18 protein-coding genes, 1 rRNA gene and 1 pseudogene are annotated in these 25443 nt (G+C 70.4%); 15 read left to right on the forward strand and 5 right to left on the reverse strand.

Annotated elements, in window-relative coordinates; genetic code table 11:
* Positions 1 to 101: ribosomal RNA gene (locus tag ABJI51_RS34730) — 16S ribosomal RNA — on the reverse strand; the annotation flags it as partial.
* A 364-nt stretch (positions 102 to 465) separates the two neighbouring features.
* Here ABJI51_RS34730 and ABJI51_RS34735 point away from each other — a divergent pair.
* On the forward strand, positions 466 to 1254 hold the full coding sequence (locus ABJI51_RS34735) for an alpha/beta fold hydrolase (protein WP_348955329.1): 789 nt from the start codon (positions 466 to 468) through the stop codon (positions 1252 to 1254).
* On the forward strand, positions 1251 to 2009 hold the full coding sequence (locus tag ABJI51_RS34740; RefSeq protein ID WP_348955330.1) for an SDR family oxidoreductase: 759 nt from the start codon (positions 1251 to 1253) through the stop codon (positions 2007 to 2009). Before ABJI51_RS34735 ends, ABJI51_RS34740 begins: the two co-directional genes overlap by 4 nt.
* On the opposite strand, the gene ABJI51_RS34745 is transcribed toward ABJI51_RS34740, so the two are convergent.
* Positions 1994 to 3541, reverse strand: coding sequence for an IS1634 family transposase (locus ABJI51_RS34745; RefSeq protein WP_348955598.1), 1548 nt, complete (start codon positions 3539 to 3541; stop codon positions 1994 to 1996). The genes ABJI51_RS34740 and ABJI51_RS34745 overlap by 16 nt on opposite strands.
* A 154-nt stretch (positions 3542 to 3695) precedes the next feature.
* On the opposite strand from ABJI51_RS34745, the gene ABJI51_RS34750 reads away from it, so the two are divergent.
* From ABJI51_RS34750 to ABJI51_RS34770, 5 genes are all read left to right on the forward strand, one after another.
* Positions 3696 to 6533 carry a bifunctional FO biosynthesis protein CofGH gene (locus tag ABJI51_RS34750; RefSeq protein WP_431605689.1) on the forward strand — a complete coding sequence of 946 codons (2838 nt, stop codon included), beginning with the start codon at positions 3696 to 3698 and terminating at the stop codon, positions 6531 to 6533.
* Positions 6488 to 6874 (forward strand): DUF4232 domain-containing protein, encoded by a 387-nt coding sequence (locus tag ABJI51_RS34755; protein ID WP_348955331.1) that lies wholly within the window; start codon positions 6488 to 6490, stop codon positions 6872 to 6874. The genes ABJI51_RS34750 and ABJI51_RS34755 overlap by 46 nt, the downstream gene beginning before the upstream one ends.
* An 89-nt stretch (positions 6875 to 6963) precedes the next feature.
* A complete protein-coding gene (locus tag ABJI51_RS34760) occupies positions 6964 to 7818 on the forward strand; it encodes a HalD/BesD family halogenase (protein ID WP_348955332.1) in 855 nt (284 codons plus the stop codon).
* 16 nt (positions 7819 to 7834) lie between these two features.
* Positions 7835 to 8659 carry a class I SAM-dependent methyltransferase gene (locus tag ABJI51_RS34765; RefSeq protein WP_348955333.1) on the forward strand — a complete coding sequence of 275 codons (825 nt, stop codon included), beginning with the start codon at positions 7835 to 7837 and terminating at the stop codon, positions 8657 to 8659.
* Positions 8656 to 10395, forward strand: coding sequence for a choline/carnitine O-acyltransferase (locus tag ABJI51_RS34770; RefSeq protein WP_348955334.1), 1740 nt, complete (start codon positions 8656 to 8658; stop codon positions 10393 to 10395). Before ABJI51_RS34765 ends, ABJI51_RS34770 begins: the two co-directional genes overlap by 4 nt.
* A gap of 251 nt (positions 10396 to 10646) precedes the next feature.
* Here ABJI51_RS34770 and ABJI51_RS34775 read toward each other — a convergent pair whose 3' ends face one another.
* Entirely contained in the window at positions 10647 to 11429 is a 783-nt protein-coding gene (locus tag ABJI51_RS34775) for a class I SAM-dependent methyltransferase (RefSeq protein ID WP_348955335.1), read from the reverse strand.
* Between the two features lie 157 nt (positions 11430 to 11586).
* Between ABJI51_RS34775 and ABJI51_RS34780 the strand changes: the two genes are divergently transcribed.
* The 3 genes and pseudogenes from ABJI51_RS34780 to ABJI51_RS34790 form a co-directional block, all read left to right on the forward strand.
* On the forward strand, positions 11587 to 13785 hold the full coding sequence (locus ABJI51_RS34780; protein ID WP_348955336.1) for a discoidin domain-containing protein: 2199 nt from the start codon (positions 11587 to 11589) through the stop codon (positions 13783 to 13785).
* 100 nt (positions 13786 to 13885) lie between these two features.
* Complete coding sequence (locus ABJI51_RS34785; RefSeq protein ID WP_348955337.1) at positions 13886 to 14560, forward strand: winged helix-turn-helix domain-containing protein; 675 nt, start codon at positions 13886 to 13888, stop codon at positions 14558 to 14560.
* Positions 14561 to 15242: 682 nt separating this feature from the next.
* Positions 15243 to 15917: pseudogene (locus ABJI51_RS34790) on the forward strand (HAMP domain-containing sensor histidine kinase); the annotation flags it as partial.
* Here the strand turns inward: ABJI51_RS34790 and ABJI51_RS34795 are convergent.
* Positions 15857 to 17020, reverse strand: a complete 1164-nt coding sequence (locus ABJI51_RS34795) for a hypothetical protein (RefSeq protein WP_348955338.1) — start codon at positions 17018 to 17020, stop codon at positions 15857 to 15859. The pseudogene ABJI51_RS34790 and the gene ABJI51_RS34795 sit on opposite strands and share 61 nt — an antisense overlap.
* 98 nt (positions 17021 to 17118) lie before the next feature.
* Between ABJI51_RS34795 and ABJI51_RS34800 the strand changes: the two genes are divergently transcribed.
* From ABJI51_RS34800 to ABJI51_RS34820, 5 genes are all read left to right on the forward strand, one after another.
* Positions 17119 to 18126, forward strand: a complete 1008-nt coding sequence (locus tag ABJI51_RS34800) for a LacI family DNA-binding transcriptional regulator (protein WP_348955339.1) — start codon at positions 17119 to 17121, stop codon at positions 18124 to 18126.
* Between the two features lie 1253 nt (positions 18127 to 19379).
* The gene (locus tag ABJI51_RS34805; protein ID WP_348955340.1) at positions 19380 to 20741 is read left to right on the forward strand and encodes an ABC transporter substrate-binding protein; all 1362 of its coding nucleotides are present in this window, start codon (positions 19380 to 19382) and stop codon (positions 20739 to 20741) included.
* Positions 20719 to 21609 (forward strand): carbohydrate ABC transporter permease, encoded by an 891-nt coding sequence (locus ABJI51_RS34810; RefSeq protein ID WP_348955341.1) that lies wholly within the window; start codon positions 20719 to 20721, stop codon positions 21607 to 21609. Before ABJI51_RS34805 ends, ABJI51_RS34810 begins: the two co-directional genes overlap by 23 nt.
* Positions 21606 to 22460 carry a carbohydrate ABC transporter permease gene (locus tag ABJI51_RS34815; RefSeq protein WP_348955342.1) on the forward strand — a complete coding sequence of 285 codons (855 nt, stop codon included), beginning with the start codon at positions 21606 to 21608 and terminating at the stop codon, positions 22458 to 22460. The genes ABJI51_RS34810 and ABJI51_RS34815 overlap by 4 nt, the downstream gene beginning before the upstream one ends.
* A 23-nt stretch (positions 22461 to 22483) precedes the next feature.
* A complete protein-coding gene (locus ABJI51_RS34820) occupies positions 22484 to 24058 on the forward strand; it encodes a glycoside hydrolase family 13 protein (protein WP_348955343.1) in 1575 nt (524 codons plus the stop codon).
* On the opposite strand, the gene ABJI51_RS34825 is transcribed toward ABJI51_RS34820, so the two are convergent.
* A complete protein-coding gene (locus tag ABJI51_RS34825; protein ID WP_348955344.1) occupies positions 24055 to 25386 on the reverse strand; it encodes an LVIVD repeat-containing protein in 1332 nt (443 codons plus the stop codon). The genes ABJI51_RS34820 and ABJI51_RS34825 overlap by 4 nt on opposite strands.
* Between the last annotated feature and the right edge of the window lie 57 nt (positions 25387 to 25443).

Here is a 25443-nt window from a genome sequence, read left to right on the forward strand (position 1 = left end):
TTCGCCACTCATCCACACCCGAAGATGCTTCAGCGTTCGACTTGCATGTGTTAAGCACGCCGCCAGCGTTCGTCCTGAGCCAGGATCAAACTCTCCAACAATGTCTTCGAATTCAATCGAGGCAAAAAATTGCTCTCAAAGGAAACCCCGACGAGGGGTTTCAAATATAAGCTCTACTGGCTTAGTTCACTAGCACACTGTTGAGTTCTCAAGCAACACACGCTCTGCGTGTCATTTCCGCAGTGTCGGCCCGGTCTCCCTGGCGACGAAGAGAAGATTACACGCCCGGAAACAGCCCCGAACAGGGGGGTCGGTCTTCATGATCAGCGCAGGTCAGAGCGCATGACGAAGGCCGTCTGCGGCTCAGTCTGCACCGAACGGCCGCCGAGCGCCAGCGAAAGAATATTGCTCCGAGTACATTGCACCGTATTGCTCCGCGGCAAAGCTCCGCCTAGCGTCGGCCGCATGACACTCGCCTACGACGACCTCGGCCCGAAGAGCGGGCGCCCGGTCCTCCTCGTCCACGGCCACCCGTTCGACCGCTCGATGTGGCGGCCCCAGGCCGAGCGCCTCGCCCGGGACGGCTACCGCGTCGTGACGCCGGACCTCCGCGGATACGGTGAGTCCAAGACCCAGGACACCAAGACCACCCTGGACGTCTTCGCGGACGACCTCGTCGCACTGGCCGACACCCTCCAGCTCGGCAACTTCGTCCTCGGTGGCCTCTCCATGGGCGGCCAGATCGTCATGCAGCTGGTCGCCGCCCACCCGGACCGCGTGACCACCCTGGTCCTGGCCGACACCTTCGCGGGCCTCGACACCCCGGAGGCCAAGCAGGCCCGCTACGACACCGCCGACCGCATCACTGCCGAAGGCATGGCGCAGTACGCCGAGGAGCTGCTGCCCAAGATGATTTCGAAGCAGACACGCGCGGAGAGGCCGGACGTCGAGGCGCACGTCCGGCGGATGATGCGCGACGCCCCGGCGGACGGCGCCGCGGCCGCGCTGCGGGGACGTGCCGAGCGTCCCGACTACACCGGCGGCCTGCGGCACATCGGCGTCCCCACCCTGGTGGTCGTCGGCAGCGAGGACGAGTTCACCCCGGTCGCCGAGGCCGAGCTACTCCACCGGGAGATCCCCGGCTCCACCCTGGTGGTGATCGACGGCGCGGGCCACCTGCCTAACCTGGAGCGCGAGACGGAGTTCGACGAGGCACTCAGCACCTTCCTGAACAGCAGCGGAGCCACCCCATGACCCAGCAGACCGTGTTCGTGACCGGCGCCAGCGCCGGCTTCGGTGACGCCATCGCGCGCCGGTTCGTCGCCGAGGGCGCCCGCGTGATCGCCGTCGCCCGCAGCGAGGACAAGCTCGAGAAGCTGGCCGGTGAACTGGGCGAGGCCGTCCTGCCGGTCAAGCTCGACGTCAGCGACCCCGAAGCCGTCAAGGACACCGTCCAGAACCTCCCGCGGGACTGGCAGCAGGTGGACGTCCTGGTCAACAACGCCGGGCTGGCCAAGGGCCTCGAGCCCGCCCACCAGGCCGACCTCGACGACTGGGACCAGATGATCGCGACCAACGTCCGCGGCCTCGCGCACGTCACGCGCGCGCTGCTGCCGGGCATGGTCGAACGCGGCCGCGGCCACGTCATCAACATCGGCTCGATCGCCGGCACCTACCCCTACCCCGGCGGCAACGTCTACGGCGCGACCAAGGCGTTCGTCCACCAGTTCAGCCTCAACCTGCGCAGCGACCTGCACGGCACGGGCGTCCGGGTGACGAACATCGAGCCCGGCATGGTCGGCGGCACGGACTTCTCGAAGGTCCGGTTCGACGGCGACGGCGACAAGGCCGCCAAGGTCTACGAGGGCACCACGCCGCTGACCGCCGGCGACGTCGCCGAGTCCGTGTACTGGGCCGCGAGCCAGCCGCGGCACGTCAACATCAACATCATCGAGCTGATGCCGGTGGTGCAGAGCTTCTCCGCCCTGCAGATCTACCGGGAGTCCTGAAACAGCGAGAACAGCGCCTGCTGGCCCGGCTCGGCCGAGGTCAGCAGGCGCTTCGTCCGCGGCCGCCCGCCGGTCGACGGGTAGCGCAGCACCAGCTCGCCGACGCCCGCGAGCTGGTCGAGCAGCTCCCGCACGGACAGGTTCGTCCCGGCCCGGTCCGCCTCGCGCCGCATCAGGTGCGTCACGGTCGCCGCGAGCACGGACACCAGGCCGTGCGCGGCGATGCGCTGCCGCGTCCACTCCCAGCGCGGGGTCGGGCCGGTGACCGCGGGCCCGGTGAGCCAGCGGAACGTCGATTCGAGGTGGGTGCGGGCGCGGTAGGCCGTGACGACGTCGCCGATCGGCCAGTCGCGGTCGGTGACCAGGATCTGCTTGCCGAAGAACTCCTCGTCCAGCCGGGCCAGCGCGGCGGCGTCGATCCGCCGTTCGAGCCGGATCTCCCCCGGCCGGTTCCCGCTCAGCACGGCGGTGAGGACGCGCTCGATGCGCCGTCCACGCGTCACCCGGCCGATTTCGGCGTGGACCTGCGCGCGGTCACCGCGGTGGGTGCCCGCGGCCAGCGCCTCGGCCAGGCCGTCCAGCTCGCGGGTGGCGGTGGCCAGCTCGTCGGCGAACGCCCGCGACTGCGCCGCGTGCAGGGTCGCCGAGTGGGTCAGGATCACCCGCCGCCGGACGCCGTCGACGACCGCGTGCGTGTCCAGGGCGGTGAGGCCGGCGAACCGCTCGGGGTCGACGCGCTTGCGGGCGGACGCGGGCTGGGTCAGCAGCTCGGGGTGGTCGGTCAGCGGCAGGGAGCCGACGAAGCCGCTGCGGGAGCCGAGGTCGAGCTGGGCCGCCTGGCCGGCGTGGAAGACGAGGGTGGCCGGGCCCAGTTCGCCGGTCAGGGAGGCGAACGTCGGCGCGGTGCCGTCGTCGCGCCGGTACAGCCGCGAGTTCAGCGGGATCGCGCCGTCGCGGGTCACCCGCAGCCCGGCCCCGGCGAGCACGCCGGAGCAGGCCGACGGCAGCGTGCAGTCCGCGGGGGCGAAGGCGGCGAACTGGGGGACGTCGACGGCGAGGGCCGCGTGGTCGTCGAGGATGTCCAGGACGGCGGCCGCGACGGTCTCCTCGATGGCCGCGATCCGTTCGGGCGTCAGGCGTTCCAGCGCGCGCCAGAGATTGTCCACTGTGGATACCCGCGGCCGCACGAGGTCGGCGGCCGCCGACGATTCCCACCACTGCCCGATCGGTGCCGAAGGGGCGGTCGCGCGGTGCAGCACCGCGACGGCCAGCGTCGGTCCCAGCGCGGGCTTCGCCCGCACGACGTCGTCGACCCGGCGAACGAAGTCCAGCCGCGTGAGCGTCGCCCACACCGCGGCGACGTCGCCGTAGGTCCGGTAGGAAACCGACGCGGGTTCGCCGCCGGGGACGGCGCGGGCGATCTCGTCGGCCGTGCCGAGGTAACGCTGGGTCACTACCCGCGGCTTGCCGTCGACCCTGGCGGACTCCGCCAGGTAGTAGTACGTCCGTCCGCCGATCTTCTTGCCGACCACAGCTGCCACCCTTTAGGTAATACACGCCTGCCCGCTGATCGACAACCACGGGAGCGCGCTGACCTGCGACGACGATCACGCGGACCGGGGAGGCGGGTGATGGTACGGAAGACACACTGGCTGGTCGCGTGAGGACGGTCCTAGCGTTGGCGGAATGGGACCCGAACCCGACGCCACCACCCCGACCGCCTCCGCGATGCGCCGCGCGCTCGCCCGGGCGCGGGACGGGAAGACACTCGACGTAGCCGAAGCGAGCGTCCTGCTGCACGCCCGCGGCGAAGACCTGGGGAAGCTTTCCGAATACGCCTCGCGCATCCGTGACGCGGGCCTGGCCGAAGCCGGGCGCGCCGGCATCATCACCTACAGCCGCAAGGTGTTCATCCCGCTGACCCGGCTGTGCCGCGACCGCTGCGGCTACTGCACGTTCGTCACCGTGCCCGGACGGCTCGAATCGCCGTTCCTGTCCCCCGACGAGGTCCTCGACATCGCCCGCAAGGGCGCGGAGATGGGCTGCAAGGAAGCCCTGTTCACGCTCGGCGACCGGCCGGAGGACCGCTGGAAGGCCGCCCGCGAGTGGCTGGACGCGCACGGCTACGACGACACGCTGTCCTACGTCCGCGCGATGGCGATCCGCGTGCTGGAGGAGACCGGCCTGCTGCCGCACCTCAACCCCGGCGTGCTGACCTGGCAGGACTTCCAGCGGCTCAAGCCGGTCGCGCCGTCGATGGGCATGATGCTGGAGACCACCGCGACCCGGCTGTGGAGCGAGAAGGGCGGCCCGCACTACGGCTCGCCGGACAAGGATCCCGCGGTCCGGCTGCGGGTGCTCGAAGACGCCGGACGCAGCAGCGTCCCGTTCACCACCGGTGTCCTCATCGGCATCGGCGAGACGTTCGAGGAGCGCGCGGACGCGCTGTTCGAGATCCGCAAGATCGCCAAGACCTACGGCGGCATCCAGGAAGTCATCGTGCAGAACTTCCGGGCCAAGCCGGACACGAAGATGCGCGCGACCCCGGACGCCGACCTCGAGGAACTGGCCGCGAACATCGCCGTCGCGCGGCTGGTGCTCGGCCCGAAGATGCGCATCCAGGCGCCGCCGAACCTGATCGGCAACCAGTACGACCTGATGATCCGCGCCGGCATCGACGACTGGGGCGGCGTCTCGCCGCTGACCCCGGACCACGTCAACCCGGAACGCGCGTGGCCGCAGATCGACGAACTCGCCCGCCGCACCGAGAAGGCCGGGTTCGAGCTGAAGGAACGGCTCACGATCTACCCGGAGTACGTCAAGGCGGGCGAGCCGTGGCTGGACCCGCGGCTCACGCGGCACGTCGCTGCGCTCGTCGACTACGACACGGGGCTGGCGCGCGAGGGCGCGCTGCCGGTCGGCATCCCGTGGCAGGAGCCGGACGGCGGCTGGCAGGAGTCCGGCCGCACCGACCTGCACACCGAGATCGACACCAGCGGCCGCACCGAGGACCGCCGCAGCGACTTCGACTCGGTCTACGGGGACTGGAAGGAGATCGGCGACCGGATCAAGACCGGGCCGCAGCGGTTCGACACCGACATCCTGGAAGCCCTGCGCAGCGCGGAAAAGGACCCCGCGGGCCTGTCCGACGACGCCGCGCTGGCGCTGCTGCACGCCGACGGCAAGGAACTGGACGCGTTCACGAAGCTCGCCGACGACCTGCGCCGGGAGACGGTCGGGGACGACGTCACGTTCGTCGTCACGCGGAACATCAACTTCACCAACGTCTGCTACACGGGTTGCCGCTTCTGCGCCTTCGCGCAGCGTCGCACCGACGCCGACGCGTACACGCTTTCGCTGGAGCAGGTCGGCGACCGCGTCGACGAGGCGTGGGCCGCGGGTGCGACCGAGATCTGCATGCAGGGCGGCATCCACCCGGACCTGCCCGGCACCGCGTACTTCGACCTCGCCGCCGAGGTCAAGCGCCGCCAGCCGGAAATCCACCTGCACTCCTACAGCCCGATGGAGGTCGTGAACGGCGCTTCGCGGACCAACCTGTCGCTTCGCGATTGGCTCATCAAGGCCAAGGAGTCCGGCGTGGACTCGCTGCCGGGCACGGCGGCGGAGATCCTCGACGACGACGTCCGGTGGGTGCTCACCAAGGGCAAGCTGCCGACGTCGGAGTGGATCAAGGTCGTCACGACCGCGCACGAGGTCGGGCTGCCGACGACGTCGACGATGATGTACGGCCACGTCGACACGCCCGCGCACTGGGTCGCGCACCTCAAGCTGCTCGCGCGGCTGCAGCGCGAAGGCCTGGAGAAGCACGGGCGGCGCGGGTTCACCGAGTTCGTGCTGCTGCCGTTCATTCACCAGAGCGCGCCGATCTACCTGGCCGGGCTCGCCCGCCCGGGCACGACGCTGCGCGAGAACCGCGCGGTGCACGCCCTGGCCCGACTCCTGCTGCACGGCATGATCGACAACATCCAGAGCTCCTGGGTGAAGCTCGGCGAAGAAGGCAGCCGCGCGGTGCTGCAGGGCGGCGTCAACGACATCGGCGGCACGCTGATGGAGGAGACGATCAGCCGGATGGCCGGCGCGTCGCACGGGTCGTACAAGACGATCAGCGACATGCGCGCGATGGTCGAGCCGCTGGGCCGCCCGCTCGTGCAGCGCACGACGGACTACGGCAGGCCCTCGGCCGAGCGGCTGGCTGCCGCGGCCGCTTCGGACGGCGTCGCGACGCAGGTGCGCAAGCCGTTGCTGCCGCGCCTCCCGCCGTGTGGGGTGGCGGGCGCCCGGCCGGGCGCCCGCTACCCTTGCGCGGCATGGGGGTTTCTCGCTTCGCACCGCTTCTGTTCGCCGCGCTGCTGGCCGGTTGCGCCACTCCGCCACCACCACCGCCGCCCGTTCCGACGCCGACGACCACCCCGAGCCCGACCTACGCGCCCCCGCCGGCGACCGGGCTGTCGCTGTCGGTGGGTCAGGTCGAAGCCGGGCTCGGCCACCGCGCGAGCGTCCTGACGCTGACCAACCGGGACACCAAGCCGCGGCCGGTCCCCGACTACCCGGACCTGAAGATCCTCGCCGCCGACGGCACCTCGCTCGACGTCCGCGTCGAACACGACACGTCCTACTTCGCCCGCGATCTCGGGCCGCAGCACCTCGTCCTCCAACCGGGCGAAAAAGCGCTGGCCGTGCTGGCGTGGTCGGCGACCGTGACGAGTGGCGACAAGCGCACGGGCGTCGCAATTTCGGTGGTCCCTTCCCCAGGCGAACCTGCGCAGAAACAGCCTCTGGAGACCGATCTCGGCACCACGGACACGGTTACCGTCAGCTCGTGGGCGAGCAAGATCGGCAACTGACCACCGTGTGTCACCGCTCACAAACCGACGGGTGACCAGCGCGGTTCTGTGCTACCTCTGTTCCCTCACCGTGCCGGAAGGGACTTGCGATGAGCACCTCCGTGGCCTCGCTGGAAATGGTCGACACCGACCGCTACCCGCTGACCGAACCGGACAGTCCCGCCTGGCGCGAGACCGTCGGCCGCACCCGCGCGGAACTGGCCGATGCCGGCTGCAGCGTCCTGGCCGACTTCGTCCGCCCGGAACTGCGCGAGACGCTGCGGGCGGAATGCGCCGCGCTCGAACCGCACGCGTACACCAAGATCGAAAAGGTCAACGCCTACAACACCGCGATCGGCGAGCCTCTGCCCGAAGACCATCCCGGCCGGACGATCATGGAACGCGGCAACGCCTTCGTGGCGCGCGACCGCATCCCCGCGTCGTCGATCATCGCCCGGCTCTACACCAGCCCGCTGTTCCAGCGGTTCGTCGCCGACTGCTTCGGGCTGCCGCGGCTGCACGAGCTCGCCGACCCGCTGTCCGGGCTGACGCTCAACGTCATCGCGCCCGGCCGCGCCCACCCGTGGCACTTCGACACGAACACCCACACCGTCAGCATGCTGACCCAGGCCGCGCAGGACGGCGGGACGTTCGAGTACTGCCCCGGCATCCGGTCCGCCGCGGACGAGAACTTCGCCGCCGTGCGCGCGGTGCTGGACGGCGACACCCGGCCGGTCCGGCGCCTGGACCTGCGGCCCGGCGATCTCCAGCTGTTCAAAGGACGCTTCGCGCTGCACCGGGTCAGTACCGTGGCGGGCACGCTCGCGCGGCACTCGGCGATCTTCGCCTACAGCGAGCGCCCTGGCGTGATCGGCAGCGCCGAGCGGACCCGGCAGCTGTTCGGCCGGGTCCTGCCCGCCCACCTCGCCGGCCGCACCGACCGCGGCGACGCGCTGCTCGACTGAACCAGGAGCCAGGCCCGTGCCTTTCGACTCGACCGGCAAGATCTCGTTCGACCACATCTACACCGCGCCGGACCCGCGCCCGTTCTTCGGCACGCTGCGCCGCGTGGACTACGGCATTCCCCAGCTGGCGAAGCCGTACTTCGCGAAGCTGATCGCCGAACACCCCGCCGAGCGGCCGACCGTGCTCGACGTCGGCTGTTCCTACGGCGTCAACGCCGCCCTGCAGCGCTGCGAGACGACCATGGACGAGCTGTACGCGCACTACACCGACCCGGCCGTGCGCGCGCTGGACCACGCGGCGCTGCTGGAAGCCGACCGGAACCGCGTCCGGACCGCCAGTCCCCGGTTCTACGGCCTCGACAGTTCCGCCCCGGCGCTGGAGTACGCGCTGTCCGCCGGGTTCCTCGACGAGGCGATCCACGCCGACCTCGAACGGAACGACCCGGACGGCACCCAGCAGAAGCTCCTGGACGACGTCGACCTCGTCGTCTCGACCGGCTGCGTCGGGTATGTCACCGAGAAGACGCTCACCCGGGTCGCGCGCGGCGCGCGGCCGTGGATGGCGCACTTCGTGCTGCGGATGTTCTCCTTCGAGCCGATCGCGGCGAGCCTCGCCGAGCTGGGGTACGAGACCGCGAGCGTCGGCGGGGTGTTCCGGCAGCGGCGGTTCGCCTCCGCCGAGGAGCAGACGCAGATCCTGGACACCCTGAGCGCCGCCGGGGTCGATCCGGCCGGGCTGGAGTCCGACGGGTGGCTCTACGCGCAGCTGTACGTTTCCCGCCCCGGCGGCGCGGCCGCGGACCTCGCGGCCGCGCTCGCCACCGCAGACCGAGAAGGATGACCGTGAGCAGTCCGGAATGGTCCACCCGCACGTTCGGCAACGAGGACCGGCTCCCCCGCGTCCCGCTCCCCACGCTGGAGGACAGCGGCCGCCGCTTCCTCGAGTGGTGCGCTCCGCTGCTGACGCCGGAGGAACTGGCCGAAACCGAAGCGGCGGTCGCGGCGTTCCTGTCGGGTCCCGGGCCCGAGCTGCAGGCCCGGCTGGAGGAATACGACCGCTCGCCCGGCGTGCGCAGCTGGCTCGACACGTTCTGGCCGTACCGCTACCTCGGCCGCCGCGACCGGATCGCGCTCAACGCCAACTTCTTCTTCCTGTTCCAGGAGTCCCCGCTGGGCCAGGTGGAGCGCGCGGCCGAGCTGACCGCGTCCGCCGTGGACTACAAGCTGCGGCTCGACGAGGAGCTGGTGCCGCCGGTGGTGCTGCGCGGTGCCCCGCAGTCGATGGTGCAGCACAAGTTCCTGTTCTCGGCCACGCGGATCCCCGGCGAGGTGCTGGACACCGCGCGCACGCAGTACCCCTCGCCCGAGCGGCACATCGTGGTGTTCCACCGGAACGTGCCGTTCCGCATGGACGTCATCGACGGGGACGGCCGGCCGTACACGCCGTCGCAGCTGGCCGAGGGCCTGCAGGCGATCCTCAAGGACGACCACGGCACCGACGTCGCCGCCGCGCACCTGACCACCAAGGCCCGCGCGGAATGGGCGGCGTCGCGGGCGGCGCTGCTCGAAGCCGGGAACGGCGCGGCACTGGAGACGATCGAGACCGCGTTGTTCTGCCTGTGCCTGGACGACTTCACGCCGTCGAGCACGCTGGAAGCGGGCGACCAGCTGCTGTACGGCGAGAACCGCTGGTACGACAAGGCCGTGTCGCTCGTCGTGTTCGGGGACGGCAGCGCGGGCATCAACGTCGAGCACTGCGAACTCGACGGCACCACGATCCTCGGCTTCACCGACGCCCTGCTGAGCGGTTCACGGCTGCCGCGGGAGACGGCTTCGGGCGTCCCGGGCTTCGAGCCGGTCGAGTTCACGCTGACCGACGCGCTTGTCGAAGACGCACGCGCCGCCGGAGCCGCGTACCGGGCGTACGCGGACGCGACCGCAACGCAGACGGTGTCGTTCGGCTTCGGTGCCAACCGCGCGAAGGAGCTGGGCATGTCCCCGGACGCCTTCGCGCAGATGGCCTACCAGCTCGCCCACCGCCGCGCGAAGGGCCTGACCGGCGCGACGTACGAGTCGATCGCCACCCGGCAGTTCCAGAACGGCCGGACCGAGGCCATGCGGGTCGTCACGCCCGAGGTGGTGCGCTTCGCCGACGTCATGACGTCCGACGCGAGCGCCGAGGAGAAGCGCGAAGCGTTCCGTGCCGCGGCGGCGAAGCACGTCGCGCGGGCGAAGGAGTGCCAGGCAGGGGACGCGCCCGAGCAGCACCTGTGGGAGCTGCAGCTGATCGGCAAACGCCGTGGCGACACCGAAACCCCGGCGCTGTACACATCACCGGGCTGGCTGAAGATGCGGGACGACTACCTGAGCACCAGCTCGGCACCGTCGGTCAACATCCAGTACTTCGGGTTCGGCTCGACCAGCCCGCAGTGCATCGGCGTGGCGTACGTGCTGCTGCCGGACCGCTGGAACATCTACCTCAGCACCCCGAAGCACGTCGCGGCGGAGATGTACCGCTTCGCCGGCGAACTGGAGCGAGCGGTCACCGAACTGCAGGAGCTGCTGGCCACGGGGTGACGCTCGGCCTGGGGTGGCGCTGAACCTGGATCCCCCCGTCGGTGCGTGCTGAAAGGGACTTTCCTTGCGTCTGGTGCAACGAAAGTCCCTTTCACTGCACCACGTGAGACGAAAGCGCCTTTCAGCCCACCCTGGCACGCCCCGCGAGTGCCCTTGCCCGGCAGGGTCGCCGAGGCCGCCGGTGGGCGGTCGTGAGTGGTAATTCGGGTTCTAACGCGAATTACCACTCACGACAAGCCGCGGCAGGCTGCTCACGCCGTCGGGTCGGAGACGACCAGGACCAGCGATCCTTCGAACTCCGGCTGCTCGCGCAGCTTGCCGTAGCGGCGTTCCCACGTCCCGTCGTCGAGGTCGTGCTGCAGTTCCGCGGCGAAGCGGTGGTGCACGCGGTCGTCGACGAAGCTCCATGCCGAGCACGACAGCCGCGCGCCCGGGTCGAGGAGGCGTTCGGGCCGCGCGTAGTAGGCCTCGTTGAAGCCGTCGGTGCAGTCGATCGGGATCGGCACGCCGATCACCGACGTGTGGCCGCCGAGGCCGTCGGCGATGTCGTCGACCGACGGGTAGCGCCGCGCCTCGGTCTCGATCACCTCGGGGGCGTAGTCGAGCAGCCAGAACCGGCGCAGCCGCTCGGGATCGCACGTCAGGATCGCGATCGGGCCGCGCGTCACCCGGCGCATCTCCCGCAGCCCGGCCCACAGGTCGTTCCACTGGTGGACGCTGAACGTGCTCATCGCGCCTTCGAAGGCCCGGTCGGGGAACGGCAGCTTCTCCGCCACGGCGTCGACCGCGGGCGGCAGGCCCGCCGGCCGCTGCGCGCGCATCGACGCCGACGGCTCGACCGCCGTCACTTCGCGGTCGCTCGGCTCGTAGGCGCCGGCGCCCGCGCCGACGTTGAGCACGGTGCGCGCTTCCCCCAGCGCGTCGAGGATGTACCGGCCGATGCGCGGATCCGGCTTGCGGTAGTCGGTGTACACCCCGCCGATCGCGCCGTAGTCCGCGTCCCCTGCGCTGCCGTCAGCCCGTCGCTGGCTCATGGCGACAACGTAGCAAGTCCGGCCGGACAGCGTACCGTCAAGTTCTGTCGCAAATTTGCGTAAGTCAGTCAAACTATTGCGGATTCTTGTCCGATATTCGTATGCTCCCGGACACGTCGACGGCCTGCTCCTCCCTCCCGCGAGAAAGGTGACGACGATGTCCCCCGTTCCCCGGCGCAGCGCGGCCCTGCTGGCCGCGGCACTCGCCGCGGCCGGCCTGACCGGCCTGACCACCGGCTCCCTGACCCCCGCCGCGGCGGCGACCTGCCCGGCCACCGCGTCCGGCGGCGCGAGCGTGCCGTTCCGGACCGTCGAGGCCGAGTGCTCGGCCACCACCGGCTCGGCGATCGGGCCCGACTACACCCAGGCCAGCCTGGCGTCGGAAGCCTCCGGACGCCAGGCGGTCCGGCTCGGCACCGGCCAGTACGTCGAGTTCACGCTGCCCGCGGCGGCGAACGCGATCAACGTCCACTACAGCGTCCCGGACGGCTCGTCGGGACGGCTTTCGGTGTACGTCAACGGATCGAAGCTCGGCAGCGGCCTCTCGGTGACGTCCCGGTATTCCTATGTGGACACTGGCTGGATCCCGGGCGCGAAGACGCACCACTTCTTCGACGACGCGCGGCTGCTGCTGGGCCAGGACCTCGCCGCGGGCGCGAAGGTCCGTGTCCAGGCCGACCCGGGCGACGTCGGCCAGGCGACCGTCGACCTCGCCGACTTCGAGCAGGTCGGCGGCGCGGGCACGAAACCGGCGAACGCACTGGCGGTCACCGACTACGGCGCCACCGCGAACGACGCTTCGGACGACTCGCAGGCGTTCCGCACCGCGCTGGCGGCGGCCCGCGCGCAGGGCCGGGAACTGTGGGTGCCGCCCGGCCGGTTCGAGATCGGCTCGGCCCTGCAGATCGACCAGACGACCGTGCGCGGCGCCGGGCCGTGGTACACCGTGCTGCACGGCAACAACATCTTCAACAACGGCAGCGCGTCCGGCAACATCCGGCTCCACGACTTCGCGGTGTTCGGCGACGTGACCGAACGCAACGACGGCAGCCCGGACAACGCGTTCCACGGCGTGCTCGGCACCGGCTCGGTCGTGTCGGGCCTGTGGATCCAGGACACCAAGTGCGGGCTGTGGCTGATGAACGGCGCGTCGTCGAACCTCACCATCGAGAACAACCGCATCCTCGACACGCAGGCCGACGGCGTCAACTTCGACGGCGCGGTGACGAACTCCGTACTGCGCAACAACTACCTGCGCAACAACGGCGACGACGGACTGGCGCTGTGGTCCAACGGCCAGGCCGACTCGGGCAACACGATTGCGAACAACACCGTCGTGCAGCCGAATCTGGCCAACGGCATCGCGCTGTACGGCGGCTCGGACAACACGGTGAGCGGCAACCTGGCGCAGGACACCAACGCCCTCGGCGGCGGTTACGTCGTGGGCAACCGCTTCAACTCGGTGCCGCTGGGCGGCACGATCACGCTGTCGAACAACACCGCGCTGCGGGCCGGAGCACTCGACCCGAACTGGCAGTTCGGCGTCGGCGCGCTGTGGTTCGACGCCCGCGACCAGGCGATCACCGGCGTGACCATCCGCGTCACCGGGTTCACCGCGATCCAGAGCCCGTACGAGGCGATCCAGTTCATCGACGGCAACGGCGCGGGCAAGCCGATCCAGGGCATCACGATCGACGGCGTCTCCGTGCAGGGCGCCGGCACGTTCGTGGCGCAGGCCCAGACGCAGGGGTCGGTGTCGATCAGCAATCTGACGGCCACCGGCGTCGGCGTGACCGGGACGTACAACTGCCCCTACCCGGCGTCGATCCCGAAGATGACGTTCACCGGGTCCGGCAACAGCGGCTGGACCGGCACCTGGCCCGACTGCTCGACCTGGCCCGCGCCGAACTCCGGGCCACCGCAGCCGCCGCAGCCGGGCACGAACCTCGCCCGCGGCAAGGCGATCGCCGCGTCGGGTTCGCAGGGCGGCTTCCCACCGTCGAACGCCGTCGACGGGGACGCGAACACGTACTGGGAAAGCACGAACAACGCCTTCCCGCAAACACTGACGGTGGACCTCGGCGCGGCCGCGTCGATCGGCAAGGTGACGCTGCGCCTGCCGCCGTCGTCCGCATGGGGCCCGCGGACCCAGACGGTGACGATCTCCGCCAGCGTCGACGGCGGCTCGTACACGACACTGGTGGGTTCCCGCGGCTACGCGTTCGACCCGGCGTCCGGCAACACGGCCTCGGTTTCGTTCCCGGCGACGTCCCAGCGCTTCGTGCGGCTGACGTTCACCGGCAACACCGGCTGGCCCGCCGGCCAGGCCGCCGAATTCGAGGTGCTCGCAGCCTGATGTGACAAAAGCGCACGGCGGCGCGACGGTTCCGCACGGATCCGCCGGGCCGCCGTGCGCTGCACTAGCATCGCCGGGAGATCGTCCCGGGGGAGGACCAGTGCCGCGTCTGCTGCTCGTCGAGGACGACGAAGCCCTGGCCGAAGCCCTGTCACTGGCCCTGCGGGCGCTGGGGCACGACGTCGTCCACGCCCCGACCGGCGAGCAGGCGCTGACCGCACTCGGCGACGCCGAGTTCGTCCTCCTGGACGTCATGCTGCCCGGCATCGACGGCTTCGAGGTCTGCCGCCGCATCCGCGCCCGCAGCCGGCTGCCGATCGTGCTGCTGACCGCGCGCGGCGATCCGATCGACGTCGTCGCCGGGCTCGAATGCGGCGCCGACGACTACGTGGTCAAGCCGGCCGAACCGCGGGTGCTCGACGCGCGGATCAAGGCGATCGGCCGCCGCGCCCGGCCGGCGGCACCCGAGGCCGGGCTGCTGCGCGTGGGCGAGCTGGACATCGACGCGGCCGCGATGAGCGTCACCCGCGGTGGCGAGGAGCTGGCGCTGACCGCGACGGAGATCCGGCTGCTGGTCGAGTTCGCCGAGCACCCGAACCAGGTGCTCAGCCGCCAGGTGCTGCTCAAGCGCGTGTGGGACTACGGCTACGTCGGCGACTCGCGGATCGTCGACGCGGCGGTCGCGCGGCTGCGCGCGAAGGTCGAGGCCGACCCGGCGAATCCGGTGCTGCTGCGCACGGTCCGCGGCCTGGGCTACCGGCTGGTGACGAAGTGAGGCTCCCGGCGGTCAGCCTGCGGACGCGGATCGTCGCGGCGATCGTCGCGGTGACCACGACGGCGACCGCGGTCATGGCGTTCTTCGCCTACCAGGTGCAGTCCGAGGACACCGTGCAGGCATTCACCATCTCCGCCACGTCCCGGGTGGTCGACGAGGGAATCGACCTGCAGCGGGAACTCGACGGGGCCCGGCCCGAGAAGCAGGCCGACGCACTCGTGGCGAAACTCGGGATGCTGCCGGTCGGCTGGTTGCTCGTGCGCAAACCACCCGGCAAGCCGTACACCACGATCGCCCGTGCGCCGCTGGAACTCGCCGGAAGGCAGGTCGTCTGGCTGGGGCCGCCGCCGATGGTCGCCACCGAGACCCCGGAGGAACTGCTGCGGCCGGTCGAAGCGGCGGTGCTTTCCCGCTCCGCCACCGGGGTCGCGCTGAACACCGCGAACACCACGGACCCGGAGACCGGCCGCCCGGCGCTGGTCGTGGGCCGCGACTTTCCCGGCACCGACTACTTCCTGGTCGAGTTCTTCGATCTCGGCGTGCTCGAAACCGACCTCGGCGTGCTGCGCCGCAACCTGGCGCTGATCGCGCTCGGGGTGAGCGTGTTCGGCGTCGCGTCGCCTTCCTGGTCGGCCGCCGGGTCCGCCGTCCCATCCAGGCACTGTCCGCGGCTGCCGACGAGCTGGGCGCCGGCGCGCTCGACACCCGTGTCGCGGTCAAGGGTCGCGACGAGGTCGCGGCCCTTGCCACGTCGTTCAACGCGATGGCCGCGCGGCTGGACGCGAAGGACCGCCAGCAGCGGCGGTTCGTCGCCGATGTCGCCCACGACCTGCGGACGCCGCTCGCCTCGATGATCGCCACCGTCGACAGTCTCGACCACGCCGAGCCCGCCACCCGCGGCCGCGCCGCCGAGATCCTCGGCGCGCAGGCGCGGCGGCTGGCGAAGCTCGTCGAAGACCTCCTGGAGATCGCCCGGTTCGACGCGGGCAAGGCCGACCTGCGGGTGGCGCCCGTCGACCTCGCCGACCTGGTCGCCGGCGCCGCCGAGGTCAGCGGCGCCGAGGCAGGCGTCACCGTGCACGGGGACGTCACGGTCGTCGCCGACCCGCGGCGGGTGCACACGGTGGTGGCGAACCTGCTGAGCAACGCCGTCCGGCACGGCGCCGCGCCGGTCACCGTCACCCTCGACGGCACCGGCGACGACGTCGTCGTGCGCGTCGCCGACGCCGGGCCCGGCGTGCCGGAGGAGCTGCTGCCGATCCTGTTCGACCGGTTCACCCGGGGCGACCACGCGCGTCAGGCGACCGCGGGCAGCGGGCTCGGGCTGGCCATCGCGCGGGAGAACGTGCTGGTGCACGGCGGATCGCTGACGGTGCACAACGACGGCGGGGCCGTGTTCACGGTGCGGTTCCCCCGCGGCGTCGAGAACGCCTGACCGGCGAAGGCCGTCAGGTCCCGCCAGGACAGGTCACGCGGGTGCTGTGCGTCGAAGTACGGCAGCGGCAGGTGCGCGAGCAGCAGGGAGGCGCCGAGCAGCGGCAGCGGGCGGAAGTCCCGCGGCGGCCCCAGCCACAGCAGCAGGACGAAGTTGGTCACCAGCAGGAATCCCCAGCGCGCCCAGTCCCAGCCGGCGAACGCGAGCAGCGCCGGGGCCGCCACGGCCGCGACGGCGAGCACGTCCCGCCGCTGGGTCAGGAAACCGGCTACCACCACGACGAGGATCGGTGCCACGTACAGCAGGACCTCGGTGATCGAATACAGCTGCCAGCTCTGGCTCTGCGTGCGGTCGAACAACGCGAGCGCGTCGGCCCGCGGGGTGAAGTCCGCCCCGGCCATCGCGTGCCGAAGCCGTTCGGTGGCACCCTCGCTCGACGCCGGGAGCGCCAGGACGGCGAGTTCGGCGGCCACGGGTGCGGCGAGCAGCATCGCCGTGCTCCGCACCGGAAACCGCCGCACCAGCACGACCGCGAAGACCGGGAGCACGGTGAGCGCCGCGATTTCGTGGGTGAACACCGCGGCCGTCATCAGCCCGGACGCCACCGCGGGACGGCGCGGCAGCTGCCACAGCGCGGCGAACAGCAGCAGGTACAGCACCTGGTCGAAGTAGCCGACCTCGTGGAAGAGGAACCCGCCGGCAGGCAGCAGCAGCCAGCCGACGACCAGCACCGGCTGCCGCCCGCGGACGAAGGCGGCGGTGAGCACGGCGAGCAACGCGGCGAGGACGGCGAAGGCGGCGGCCGCGAAGACCCAGTACGCGTACCCCGTCGCGACGGCAAGCGGATGGAGCAGGGTGCCGACGAGGAACCGGCGGTGGAAGCCGTCGGTCACCGAGACGGCTTCGAGCGTCGCGGCCCAGTCGCCCGGCATCCGGAAGCCGCGATAGGCCGCCAGTGCCAGGGCGAGCCCGAAGAGCACGGTGAGACCCCGGGTGCGGGTGGCTTTCGAGAGGGTGCTGGTCACGAAGCCCAAGCTAGGAAGCGGATGTGCGGGTCCGGTGACCGTTGTTCGACGGTTTGGCACGTCCTGCTTTTGCACTTCGCTGCTGTAAAGTTTCGGCCATGACGCGTCGCCTTGCCGAAGTCGCCCGCCAGGTCGGGGTCAGCGAAGCCACGGTCAGCCGGGTGCTCAACGGCAGGCCCGGGGTGTCGGCGAGCACCCGGGCGGCGGTGCTCACCGCACTGGACGTGATGGGCTACGAGCGGCCGACGCAGCTGCGCGGCGAACGGGCCCGGCTGGTCGGGCTGGTGCTGCCGGAGCTGCAGAACCCGATTTTCCCGGCGCTGGCGGAGATCATGGGCAACGCGCTGGCCCAGCAGGGGTTCACGCCGGTGCTGTGCACGCGGACCGCGGGCGGGGTGTCGGAGGCGGAGTACGTCGAGCTGCTGCTGCAGCAGCAGGTGTCGGGTGTGGTGTTCGCGGGCGGGCTGTACGCGCAGGCGGACGCGATCCATTCGCACTACCACCACCTGGTCGAGCGCAGGCTCCCAACGGTCCTGATCAACGCGGCGGTCGACCACCTGGGCCTGCCCCAGGTGTCGTGCGACGACGCGGTGGCGGTCGAGCAGGTCGTCGGGCACCTGAGCTCGCTCGGCCACGAGAAGATCGGCCTGGTCCTGGGCCCATCGGACCACGTGCCGTCCCGCCGCAAGCTGGAGGCATTCCGGTCGTACGCGGCCAAGCTGGGCCTGCCGGTGAGTGACGAGCTGGTGGAGCACGGAATGTTCTCGATCGAGGGAGGCCACGCGGCAGCGGCCCGCCTGTACCCCCGCGGCGCGACGGCGGTGTTGTGTGCGAGCGACCTGCTGGCGTTGGGCGCCATCCGCGCGGCCCGCAGGCAGGGGCTTTCGGTGCCGGAGGACGTTTCGGTGGTCGGCTACGACGACTCGGCCCTGATGAACTGCACGGACCCGCCGTTGACAACGACCCGCCAGCCGATCGAGGCGATGGGGCGTGCGGTGGTGGAGTTGCTGGTGAAGCGCATCAACGGTGGTGAGGTGGCGGCGGAGGAACTGCTGTTCGCTCCGGAGCTGGTGGTCCGGGGGTCGACGGCTCGGCATATCGCCTGAGGTCGGGTTCCCGGCATCTTCCGGGCCTTCGGTGAGCTGGGTAGTGCGCGAGCCGTGACCCACGGCCCTCCACCGGCCGCCCCGCGTCCTGCCCGGGCCCTGCCTGCCAGCCGCCTGCTGCGGCGTTTGCTGCGCGAGTGCGGTACAGCGGCGACCTGTGGCCTCCGGGCGGTCGCGCGCCGCGGCGGTGTCGTGAACGACTCGTTCACCTCATCCGACGTCATGAACGAGTCGTTCACGACAACCCGACCTCGGCAGCAAAGTCATTTGTGCTGGTCATGGGGGTGACTCCGCAGAGGGGCCGGCATCGCGAGCCAGGCGCCGGAGTGCTCGCATGATGCCGGCGTTGCCGGTGACTCTGACGGCGAGGTTGCGGGAGGCAGCCAAAGCACGGTGCGAATCCGGGGGTGGTCTTCGCGGGAGGCGATGTCGTGAACGACTCGTTCACCTCATCCGACGTCATGAACGAGTCGTTCACGACAACCCGACCTCAGCAGCAAAGCCGTTTGTGCTGGTCATGAAAGTGACTCCGCAGAGGGCGGGCAGCATCGCAAGCCAGGCGACGGAGTGCTCACGTGATGCCGGCGTTGCCGGTGACTCTAACGGCGAGGTTGCGAAGGCAGCCAAAGCACGGTGCGGATCCGGGAGTGGGTCTTCGCGGTAGGCGATGTCGTGAACGACGCGTTCACCTCATCCGGCGTCATGAACGAGTCGTTCATGACACCCCGACCTCGGCGGCAAAGCCGTTTGTGCTGGTCATGGAAGTGACTCCGCAGAGGGCGGGCAGCATCGCGAGCCAGGCGACGGAGTGTTCGCATGATGCCGGCGTTGCCGGTGACTCTGACGGCGAGGTTGCGGGAGGCAGCCAAAGCACGGTGCGGATCCGGGAGTGGTCTTCGCCGCCGGTAGGCGGTGTCGCGGACCCAGCGCAGCCGCTTCCAATGTCCCAGCATCCGCGCAGGTCAGCGAGCTGATCAAGGCCAAAGTCAGAGGAAGCGGCCGGCTGAGCCACCCGGCCCGGCCCCGAAGCGGCCCCCGCCACTCCCAGGGGGGCGTCCCCAGGCCCAGTCTATCGCCGCCCCCGCCGAAAACCGGGCACAAGCCCAACCGGCCGCCCACCTGTCCACATCACCACCACCCTGTGGACAACCCTCTGTTCGTAACTTGCAGATTCCAGTCGCCTTATTGCGCTCCCACGTCTCCCACTTTAGAGTGACCGCAATCACGTGACGCCACTCGAGAAGAGGCTTGAGATGAGCAGTCCCTGGTCCCGTCGCATGTTCTGCCTTGCCGTCGTCGGAGGGCTTGCCCTCGGCTCCGCCTCCTGCGGGGATGGCGACACCACGCAGGCCGGCGGCAAAGTCAAGATCACCGTCACCGGGCAGCCGCCGGCCAGTCAGCCGTTCGAGCGCGGTGTCTTCGATGCCGATGTCAAGGAGTTCGAGGCCGCGCACCTGGACGTCGACATCGAGCCGCACGAAGGGTTCATGGATCCGAAGACCTTCTCGGCGAAGCTGGCCGGTGGGCAGCTGGAAGACGTCTACTACGTCTACTTCACCGATCCCGCGCAGATCATCGCCCGGCACCAGGCCGCCGACATCACCGAAGCCGTGAAGAGCGTCCCGCACGTCAAAGACCTCAAGCCCGAGCTTCTCGACAACTTCCGCGACGCGAAAGGCCGTCTCTACGGCCTGCCCACGATGAACTACACGATGGGCCTGCTCTACAACCGCCCGTTGTTCCGGCAGGCCGGGCTCGATCCCGACCAGCCGCCGCGGACCTGGGACGAAGTCCGCGAAGCCGCGAAGAAGATCTCCGCGCTGGGGAACGGGATCGTCGGGTACGCCGACTACAGCAAGAACAACCAGGGTGGCTGGCACCTCACCGGCTGGCTCTACTCGCTGGGCGGCGCCGTCGCCCGCCAGGACGGCGGCAAGTGGGTTGCCGACTTCGACAACGACAAGGGCCGGAAAGCCCTCCAGTACCTGCACGACATGCGCTGGACCGACAACTCCATGGGCGCCAAGCAGCTGCTCGAAGCCCAGGACGTCCAGCGCATGATGGGCGCCGGCCGGCTCGGCATGTACATGGCCGCCCCGGACAACATTCCCGTGCTGGTCAAGCAGTTCAACGGCAAGTACGCCGACTACGGCATCGCCGGCATGCCCGGCGGCCAGGGTACCCTGCTCGGCGGCGAGGGTTACATGATCAACCCGAAGGCCTCCCAGGAGAAGATCAAGGCGGGCCTCGAATGGATCCAGTGGAAGTACCTCAACCCCGACCGCTTCGAGAAGCACCTCCAGCAGTACGCCGAGGGCAAGCAGCCGGTCGGCCTGCCCGCCGAGCCGACGCCGGACGTCTGGACCGGCGCGGTCCGCGAGCGGCAGCTGGCCCTCAAGGCCAAGTACGCCAACGTTCCCGCCGAGAACTTCAAGTCCTATGTGGACACGACAAGCCGGATCCGTGGCAGCATCGAGCCGCCGAACGCGCAGCAGGTCTACGCCGTGCTCGACAGTGTCATGCAGGCCGTGCTCACCGACCCGAACGTCGACATCGACCAGCAGCTGAAGTCCGCCGCCTCGAAGGTCGACAGTGTCCTCGCCCAGGTCAAGTAGCCGTACGCTCAAGGAGAACCTGACCGCCTACGGCCTGCTCAGCGCCGCACTGGTCGTGTTCGCCCTGTTCTCCTGGTACCCGATCGTGCGCGGGATCCTGCTGAGCTTCCAGCAGGTCGACTTCGTCGGCGCGCCGGCGTGGGTCGGCTTCGGCAACTTCGAGAAGCTGTTCGCCGACCCGCTGTTCGGCGTCGCCTGGCGTAACACGCTGCTGTTCACCGGGCTCGCGCTGGTCTTCGGCTTCGCCGTGCCGTTCCTGACCGCGGTGCTGCTCAACGAACTCCGCCACGCGAAGGCCTTCTTCCGGCTGGCGGTCTACCTGCCGGTGATGCTGCCGCCGGTCGTCACGGCGCTGATGTGGAAGTGGTTCTACGACCCGGGTCCCGGCCTGTTCAACTCCGCGCTCGGCGCGGTGGGCCTGCCCGGCGGCGAGTGGCTCGATTCGTCCGGCACGGCCATGCTGTCGCTGGTGTTCGTCTCGACCTGGGCGAACATGGGCAGCACGACGCTGATCTACCTGGCCGCGCTCGGCACGATCCCCGGCGAGCTGTACGAAGCCGCGGAACTGGACGGCGCGGGATTGTGGCAGCGCCTGCGGCACGTGACGGTCCCGCAGACCCGGTTCGTGCTGCTGGTGCTCCTCCTGCTGCAGATCGTCGCGACGATGCAGGTGTTCACCGAGCCGTACGTGATGACCGGCGGTGGCCCGGACGACTCGACGGTCACCGTGCTGCTCCTGCTGTACCGCTATGCCTTCGTCTACAACGACTTCGGCGCGGCCAGCGCGATGAGCCTGCTGCTGTTCGCCGCGCTCGGCGTGTTCTCGGCCTGGTACGTCCGGCTGACGCGGAATGCGGACCGCGCATGAGAACCCTCGTCTCCCCCGGCGCGCTGCGCACCCGGCGCGGCAAGCTCGTCTACGGCGTCGTCTTCACCTGCACGCTCATCGTGTTCGTCCTCGCGTTCCTGTTTCCGCTGTACTGGGCGGTGACGGGCGCGATGAAGTCACCGCAGGAACTGGCGCAGACCCCGGCGACGCTCGTCCCGCACGAGTGGCACCCGGAAACCTTCGCCGACGCCTGGGAGCAGCTCAACCTCGGCAAGTACTTCCTCAACACGCTGGTGGTCGCGGGCGGCGCATGGCTGGCCCAGCTGGCCATCGACGTCCCGGCCGCGTTCGCGCTGTCGAAGCTGCGGCCGAAGTTCGGCAACGTCGTGCTCGGCCTGATGCTGGCCACGTTGATGCTGCCCGCGGCCGCGCTGCTGGTCCCGACGTACGTGACGGTGACGGACCTCGACCTGATCGACTCGCCCGCCGCGGTCTGGCTGCCGGCGGCGGCGAACGCGTTCAACATCTACCTGCTGAAACGCTTCTTCGACCAGATCCCCGACGAGCTGATCGAAGCCGCGCGCCTCGACGGCGCCGGGCCGGTGCGCACACTCTGGCGCATCATCCTGCCGATTTCGCGGCCGATCCTGGCCGTCGTGTCAATCCTCGCGGTGGTCACCGCGTGGAAGGACTTCATCTGGCCGCTGCTGGTCTTCCCGGACACCGGGAAGCAGACGCTTTCGGTGATGCTGCAACGGGTGGCGATCGACATGCCGCTCAACGTGCTCGTCGCCGGGATGGTGCTGGCCAGCCTGCCGATGGTGGCGCTGTTCCTGGCGTTCCAGCGGCACATCCTCGCCGGGCTGACCGCCGGCGGCCTCAAGGGCTGAACCCGATCAGGAGGGACACATTCGTGACCGACAAGACCGGCTGGTGGCGGAGCGCGGCGATCTACCAGCTCTACGTCCGCAGCTTCGCCGACGGCAACGGCGACGGCATCGGCGACCTCGCCGGCGTCCGCGCCCGGCTGGACCATCTGGCCGGCCTGGGGATCGACGCGATCTGGTTCACCCCGTGGTATCCGTCCCCGATGGCCGACGGCGGCTACGACGTCGCCGACTTCCGCGACATCGACCCCCTCTTCGGCACCCTCGCCGAAGCCGAAGCACTGATCACCGAAGCACACGCCCGCGGCCTCCGGGTGATCATCGACATCGTCCCCAACCACTGCTCCGACGAACACCGCTGGTTCCAGGCCGCCCTCGCCGCGGGCCCGGGATCCCCCGAGCGGCAGCGGTTCTGGTTCCGTCCCGGCCGCGGGCCGGACGGGGCCGAGCCGCCGAACAACTGGAAATCCCGCTTCGGCGGCCCCGCCTGGACACGCGTACCGGACGGCGAGTGGTACCTGCACCTCTACAGCCCCCGCCAGCCGGACTTCAACTGGGACAACCCCGATATCCGCACCGAGTTCGAGGACATCCTGCGGTTCTGGTTCGACCGCGGCGTCGACGGTTTCCGCATCGACGTCGCCGACGGCCTGGTCAAGGACCCCCGCCTGCCCGACGTCGACGACGGCGACGAAACGCCGTTCTCCGACCAGGAAGGCCTGCACGAGATCTACCGGACCTGGCGCAAGATCGCCGACAGCTACCCGGGCGAACGCGTGCTGGTCGGCGAGATGTGGCTGCCGGACCCGACGCGCGCAGCCCGCTACCTGCGCCGCGACGAACTGCACTCGGCATTCAACTTCGACTTCCTCGTCTGCCCGTGGGACGCGGGTCGCTTCCGCGACGTCATCACCCGCACCCTGCAGGCCCACGACGAAGTCGGCGCCCCCGCGGCGTGGGTGCTGTCCAACCACGACGTCACCCGGCACGTCACCCGCTACGGCCGCAGCGGCGACACCGGATTCAGCTTCGCCAACCGGCGGCACGAACTGCCGGTCGACCTCGAACTGGGCACGCGCCGGGCCCGCGCGGCGGCACTGCTGACCCTGGCCCTGCCCGGCGGGCTCTACGTCTACCAGGGCGAAGAGCTGGGACTGTGGGAAGTCCTCGACCTCCCGGACGAGCTGCGCCAGGACCCGGTCTTCGCCCGCACCCACGGCGCCGACCCGGGCCGCGACGGCTGCCGCGTCCCGCTCCCGTGGTCCGGCGACGCGCCGCCGTTCGGCTTCGGCTCCGGCGGCACCTGGCTGCCCCAGCCGCCGGAGTGGCGCGCGTTCACCGCCGAGGCGCAGGCGGCGGACCCGGCGTCGATGCTGTCGCTCTACCGGACCGGGCTGCGCCTGCGGCGGGAGCTTCCGGCCGGTGAGTTCACCTGGCTGTCCCTGGGCGACGACGTGCTGGCGTTCCGCCGCGGGTTCACGTTCGTGCTGAACTTCTCGGCCGCGCCGATCCCGCTCCCGGACGGCGAAATCCTGCTGGCCAGCGGGCCGGCCGGCGGCGGGGAGCTGCCGGCCGGCACCGCGGTCTGGCTGAGGTCCTAGGCGGTCAGCTGCAGGATGTCCACGCCACGGGCGTTGTCGGCGACGTAGACGTACTTGCCGTGCCAGTACGGCGCCCACGCGCTAGCGTCGCCCGGACGGTAGTAGGCGATCTGGCGCGGGTTGGTCGGGTCGCTGACGTCGAGAAACCGCGTCCCCTGCGCGTAGAACGACTGCACCAGGATCTTGCCGCGGACGTCGAAGTAGTGGGCGGAGCAGTCGTCGGAGGCCGGGTCGCTGCCCTCTTGGCCTTCGACGCTCCACGTGCCGACGCTCTGCAGCCGGAACGGCTTCTCCGGCGTCGAGCGCCAGCCTTCGCCGTGGTAGGAACCGGCCAGCGAGGAGATCGTCAGGACGCCGTCGCCCGCGCAGCCGTCGACGAAGTTCTCTTCCGTCGCGTAGATCAGGTCCTGGCCCCGCCACGCGCCGTCGCCGACGCGGTGCCCGGCCGGGTGGAAGCTGTTGTGCATGAACCGCGACGGCGCCGCCGTCTCGGCGATGCCGCCACCGGCGTAGGGCACCGGCTCGTGCGCCGTCGCGCGCCGGATCCTGCCGGTGAGCGGGTCGCGGTGGATGCCGTTGGTCCAGTAGCCGCGGACGCCACCGCGCCCGGACACCCACGCGACGCCGTTGCCGTCCACCTGCACGTCGTGCACGTAGTCGGTCTTGCCGTCGTTGCGGGCCAGCTCGATCGGCTCCGGGTTGACCTTCGGGTGCTTCGGGTCGCGGATGTCGGTGACCCAGATCGGACGGCCGCCCCAGTCGGCGGGCATGCCGTCGGCCTTCGCCGGGCCGCCGGTCCACAGGTAGCGGCAGCCGTCGACGCAGCTGGTGGTGTGGCCGGCCGGCACCTTGACGTAGCTGAGGATCGCCGGGGCCTCCGGCTTCGAGACGTCGACGACGTAGATGCCGGACTCGCCGGTGTGGGTGTTGCCGCCGAACGCCCGCGGGTCGCGGGAGAGGAAGACCAGCTTGCGGTCCTGGTCGACCTCGGTGTCCTCGGTCTCCCACAGGCCCGGCAGGCTGACCTGGCCGACCAGCTTCGGCGCGGCCGGGTTCTTCAGGTCGTAGACCTTGAGCCCGAACTCGCCGGACACGACCATCACGTCGCGGCGGCCGTAGTCGAGGAAGTTGATCGAGATGGCGCCGGCGGCGTCGGGCACGTTGCCGACCGAGCGGACGTTCTTGATCGCGCCCGGGTCACCCGCGGTGCGGGCGGCCGGGACCGCGGGCTTGTCGTCCTCGCCGCAGGCGGCGGCCGGCAACCCGGTCGCGACCAGCGTGGCGCTGACGGTGACGGCGGCGAAGCACGACCGTAACCAGGTGCGCACGCGAAACCTCCCAGAACGCTCCGAGCGTGACCAACCGAACGGTACGTCGGCGATCAA

It is taken from the genome of Amycolatopsis melonis, from assembly GCF_040064235.1.
Taxonomy (GTDB): domain Bacteria; phylum Actinomycetota; class Actinomycetes; order Mycobacteriales; family Pseudonocardiaceae; genus Amycolatopsis; species Amycolatopsis melonis.

Excerpts from the sequence above, each read along its gene's own strand:
- ABJI51_RS34780 (WP_348955336.1), top strand. The coding sequence starts at position 11,587 with ATGTCCCCCGTTCCCCGGCGCAGCGCGGCCCTGCTGGCCGCGGCACTC.
- ABJI51_RS34815 (WP_348955342.1), top strand. The coding sequence starts at position 21,606 with ATGAGAACCCTCGTCTCCCCCGGCGCGCTGCGCACCCGGCGCGGCAAG.
- ABJI51_RS34760 (WP_348955332.1), top strand. The coding sequence starts at position 6,964 with ATGAGCACCTCCGTGGCCTCGCTGGAAATGGTCGACACCGACCGCTAC.
- ABJI51_RS34740 (WP_348955330.1), top strand. The coding sequence starts at position 1,251 with ATGACCCAGCAGACCGTGTTCGTGACCGGCGCCAGCGCCGGCTTCGGT.
- ABJI51_RS34750 (WP_431605689.1), top strand. The coding sequence starts at position 3,696 with ATGGGACCCGAACCCGACGCCACCACCCCGACCGCCTCCGCGATGCGC.
- ABJI51_RS34800 (WP_348955339.1), top strand. The coding sequence starts at position 17,119 with ATGACGCGTCGCCTTGCCGAAGTCGCCCGCCAGGTCGGGGTCAGCGAA.
- ABJI51_RS34775 (WP_348955335.1), bottom strand. The coding sequence starts at position 11,429 with ATGAGCCAGCGACGGGCTGACGGCAGCGCAGGGGACGCGGACTACGGC.
- ABJI51_RS34735 (WP_348955329.1), top strand. The coding sequence starts at position 466 with ATGACACTCGCCTACGACGACCTCGGCCCGAAGAGCGGGCGCCCGGTC.
- ABJI51_RS34805 (WP_348955340.1), top strand. The coding sequence starts at position 19,380 with ATGAGCAGTCCCTGGTCCCGTCGCATGTTCTGCCTTGCCGTCGTCGGA.
- ABJI51_RS34770 (WP_348955334.1), top strand. The coding sequence starts at position 8,656 with ATGACCGTGAGCAGTCCGGAATGGTCCACCCGCACGTTCGGCAACGAG.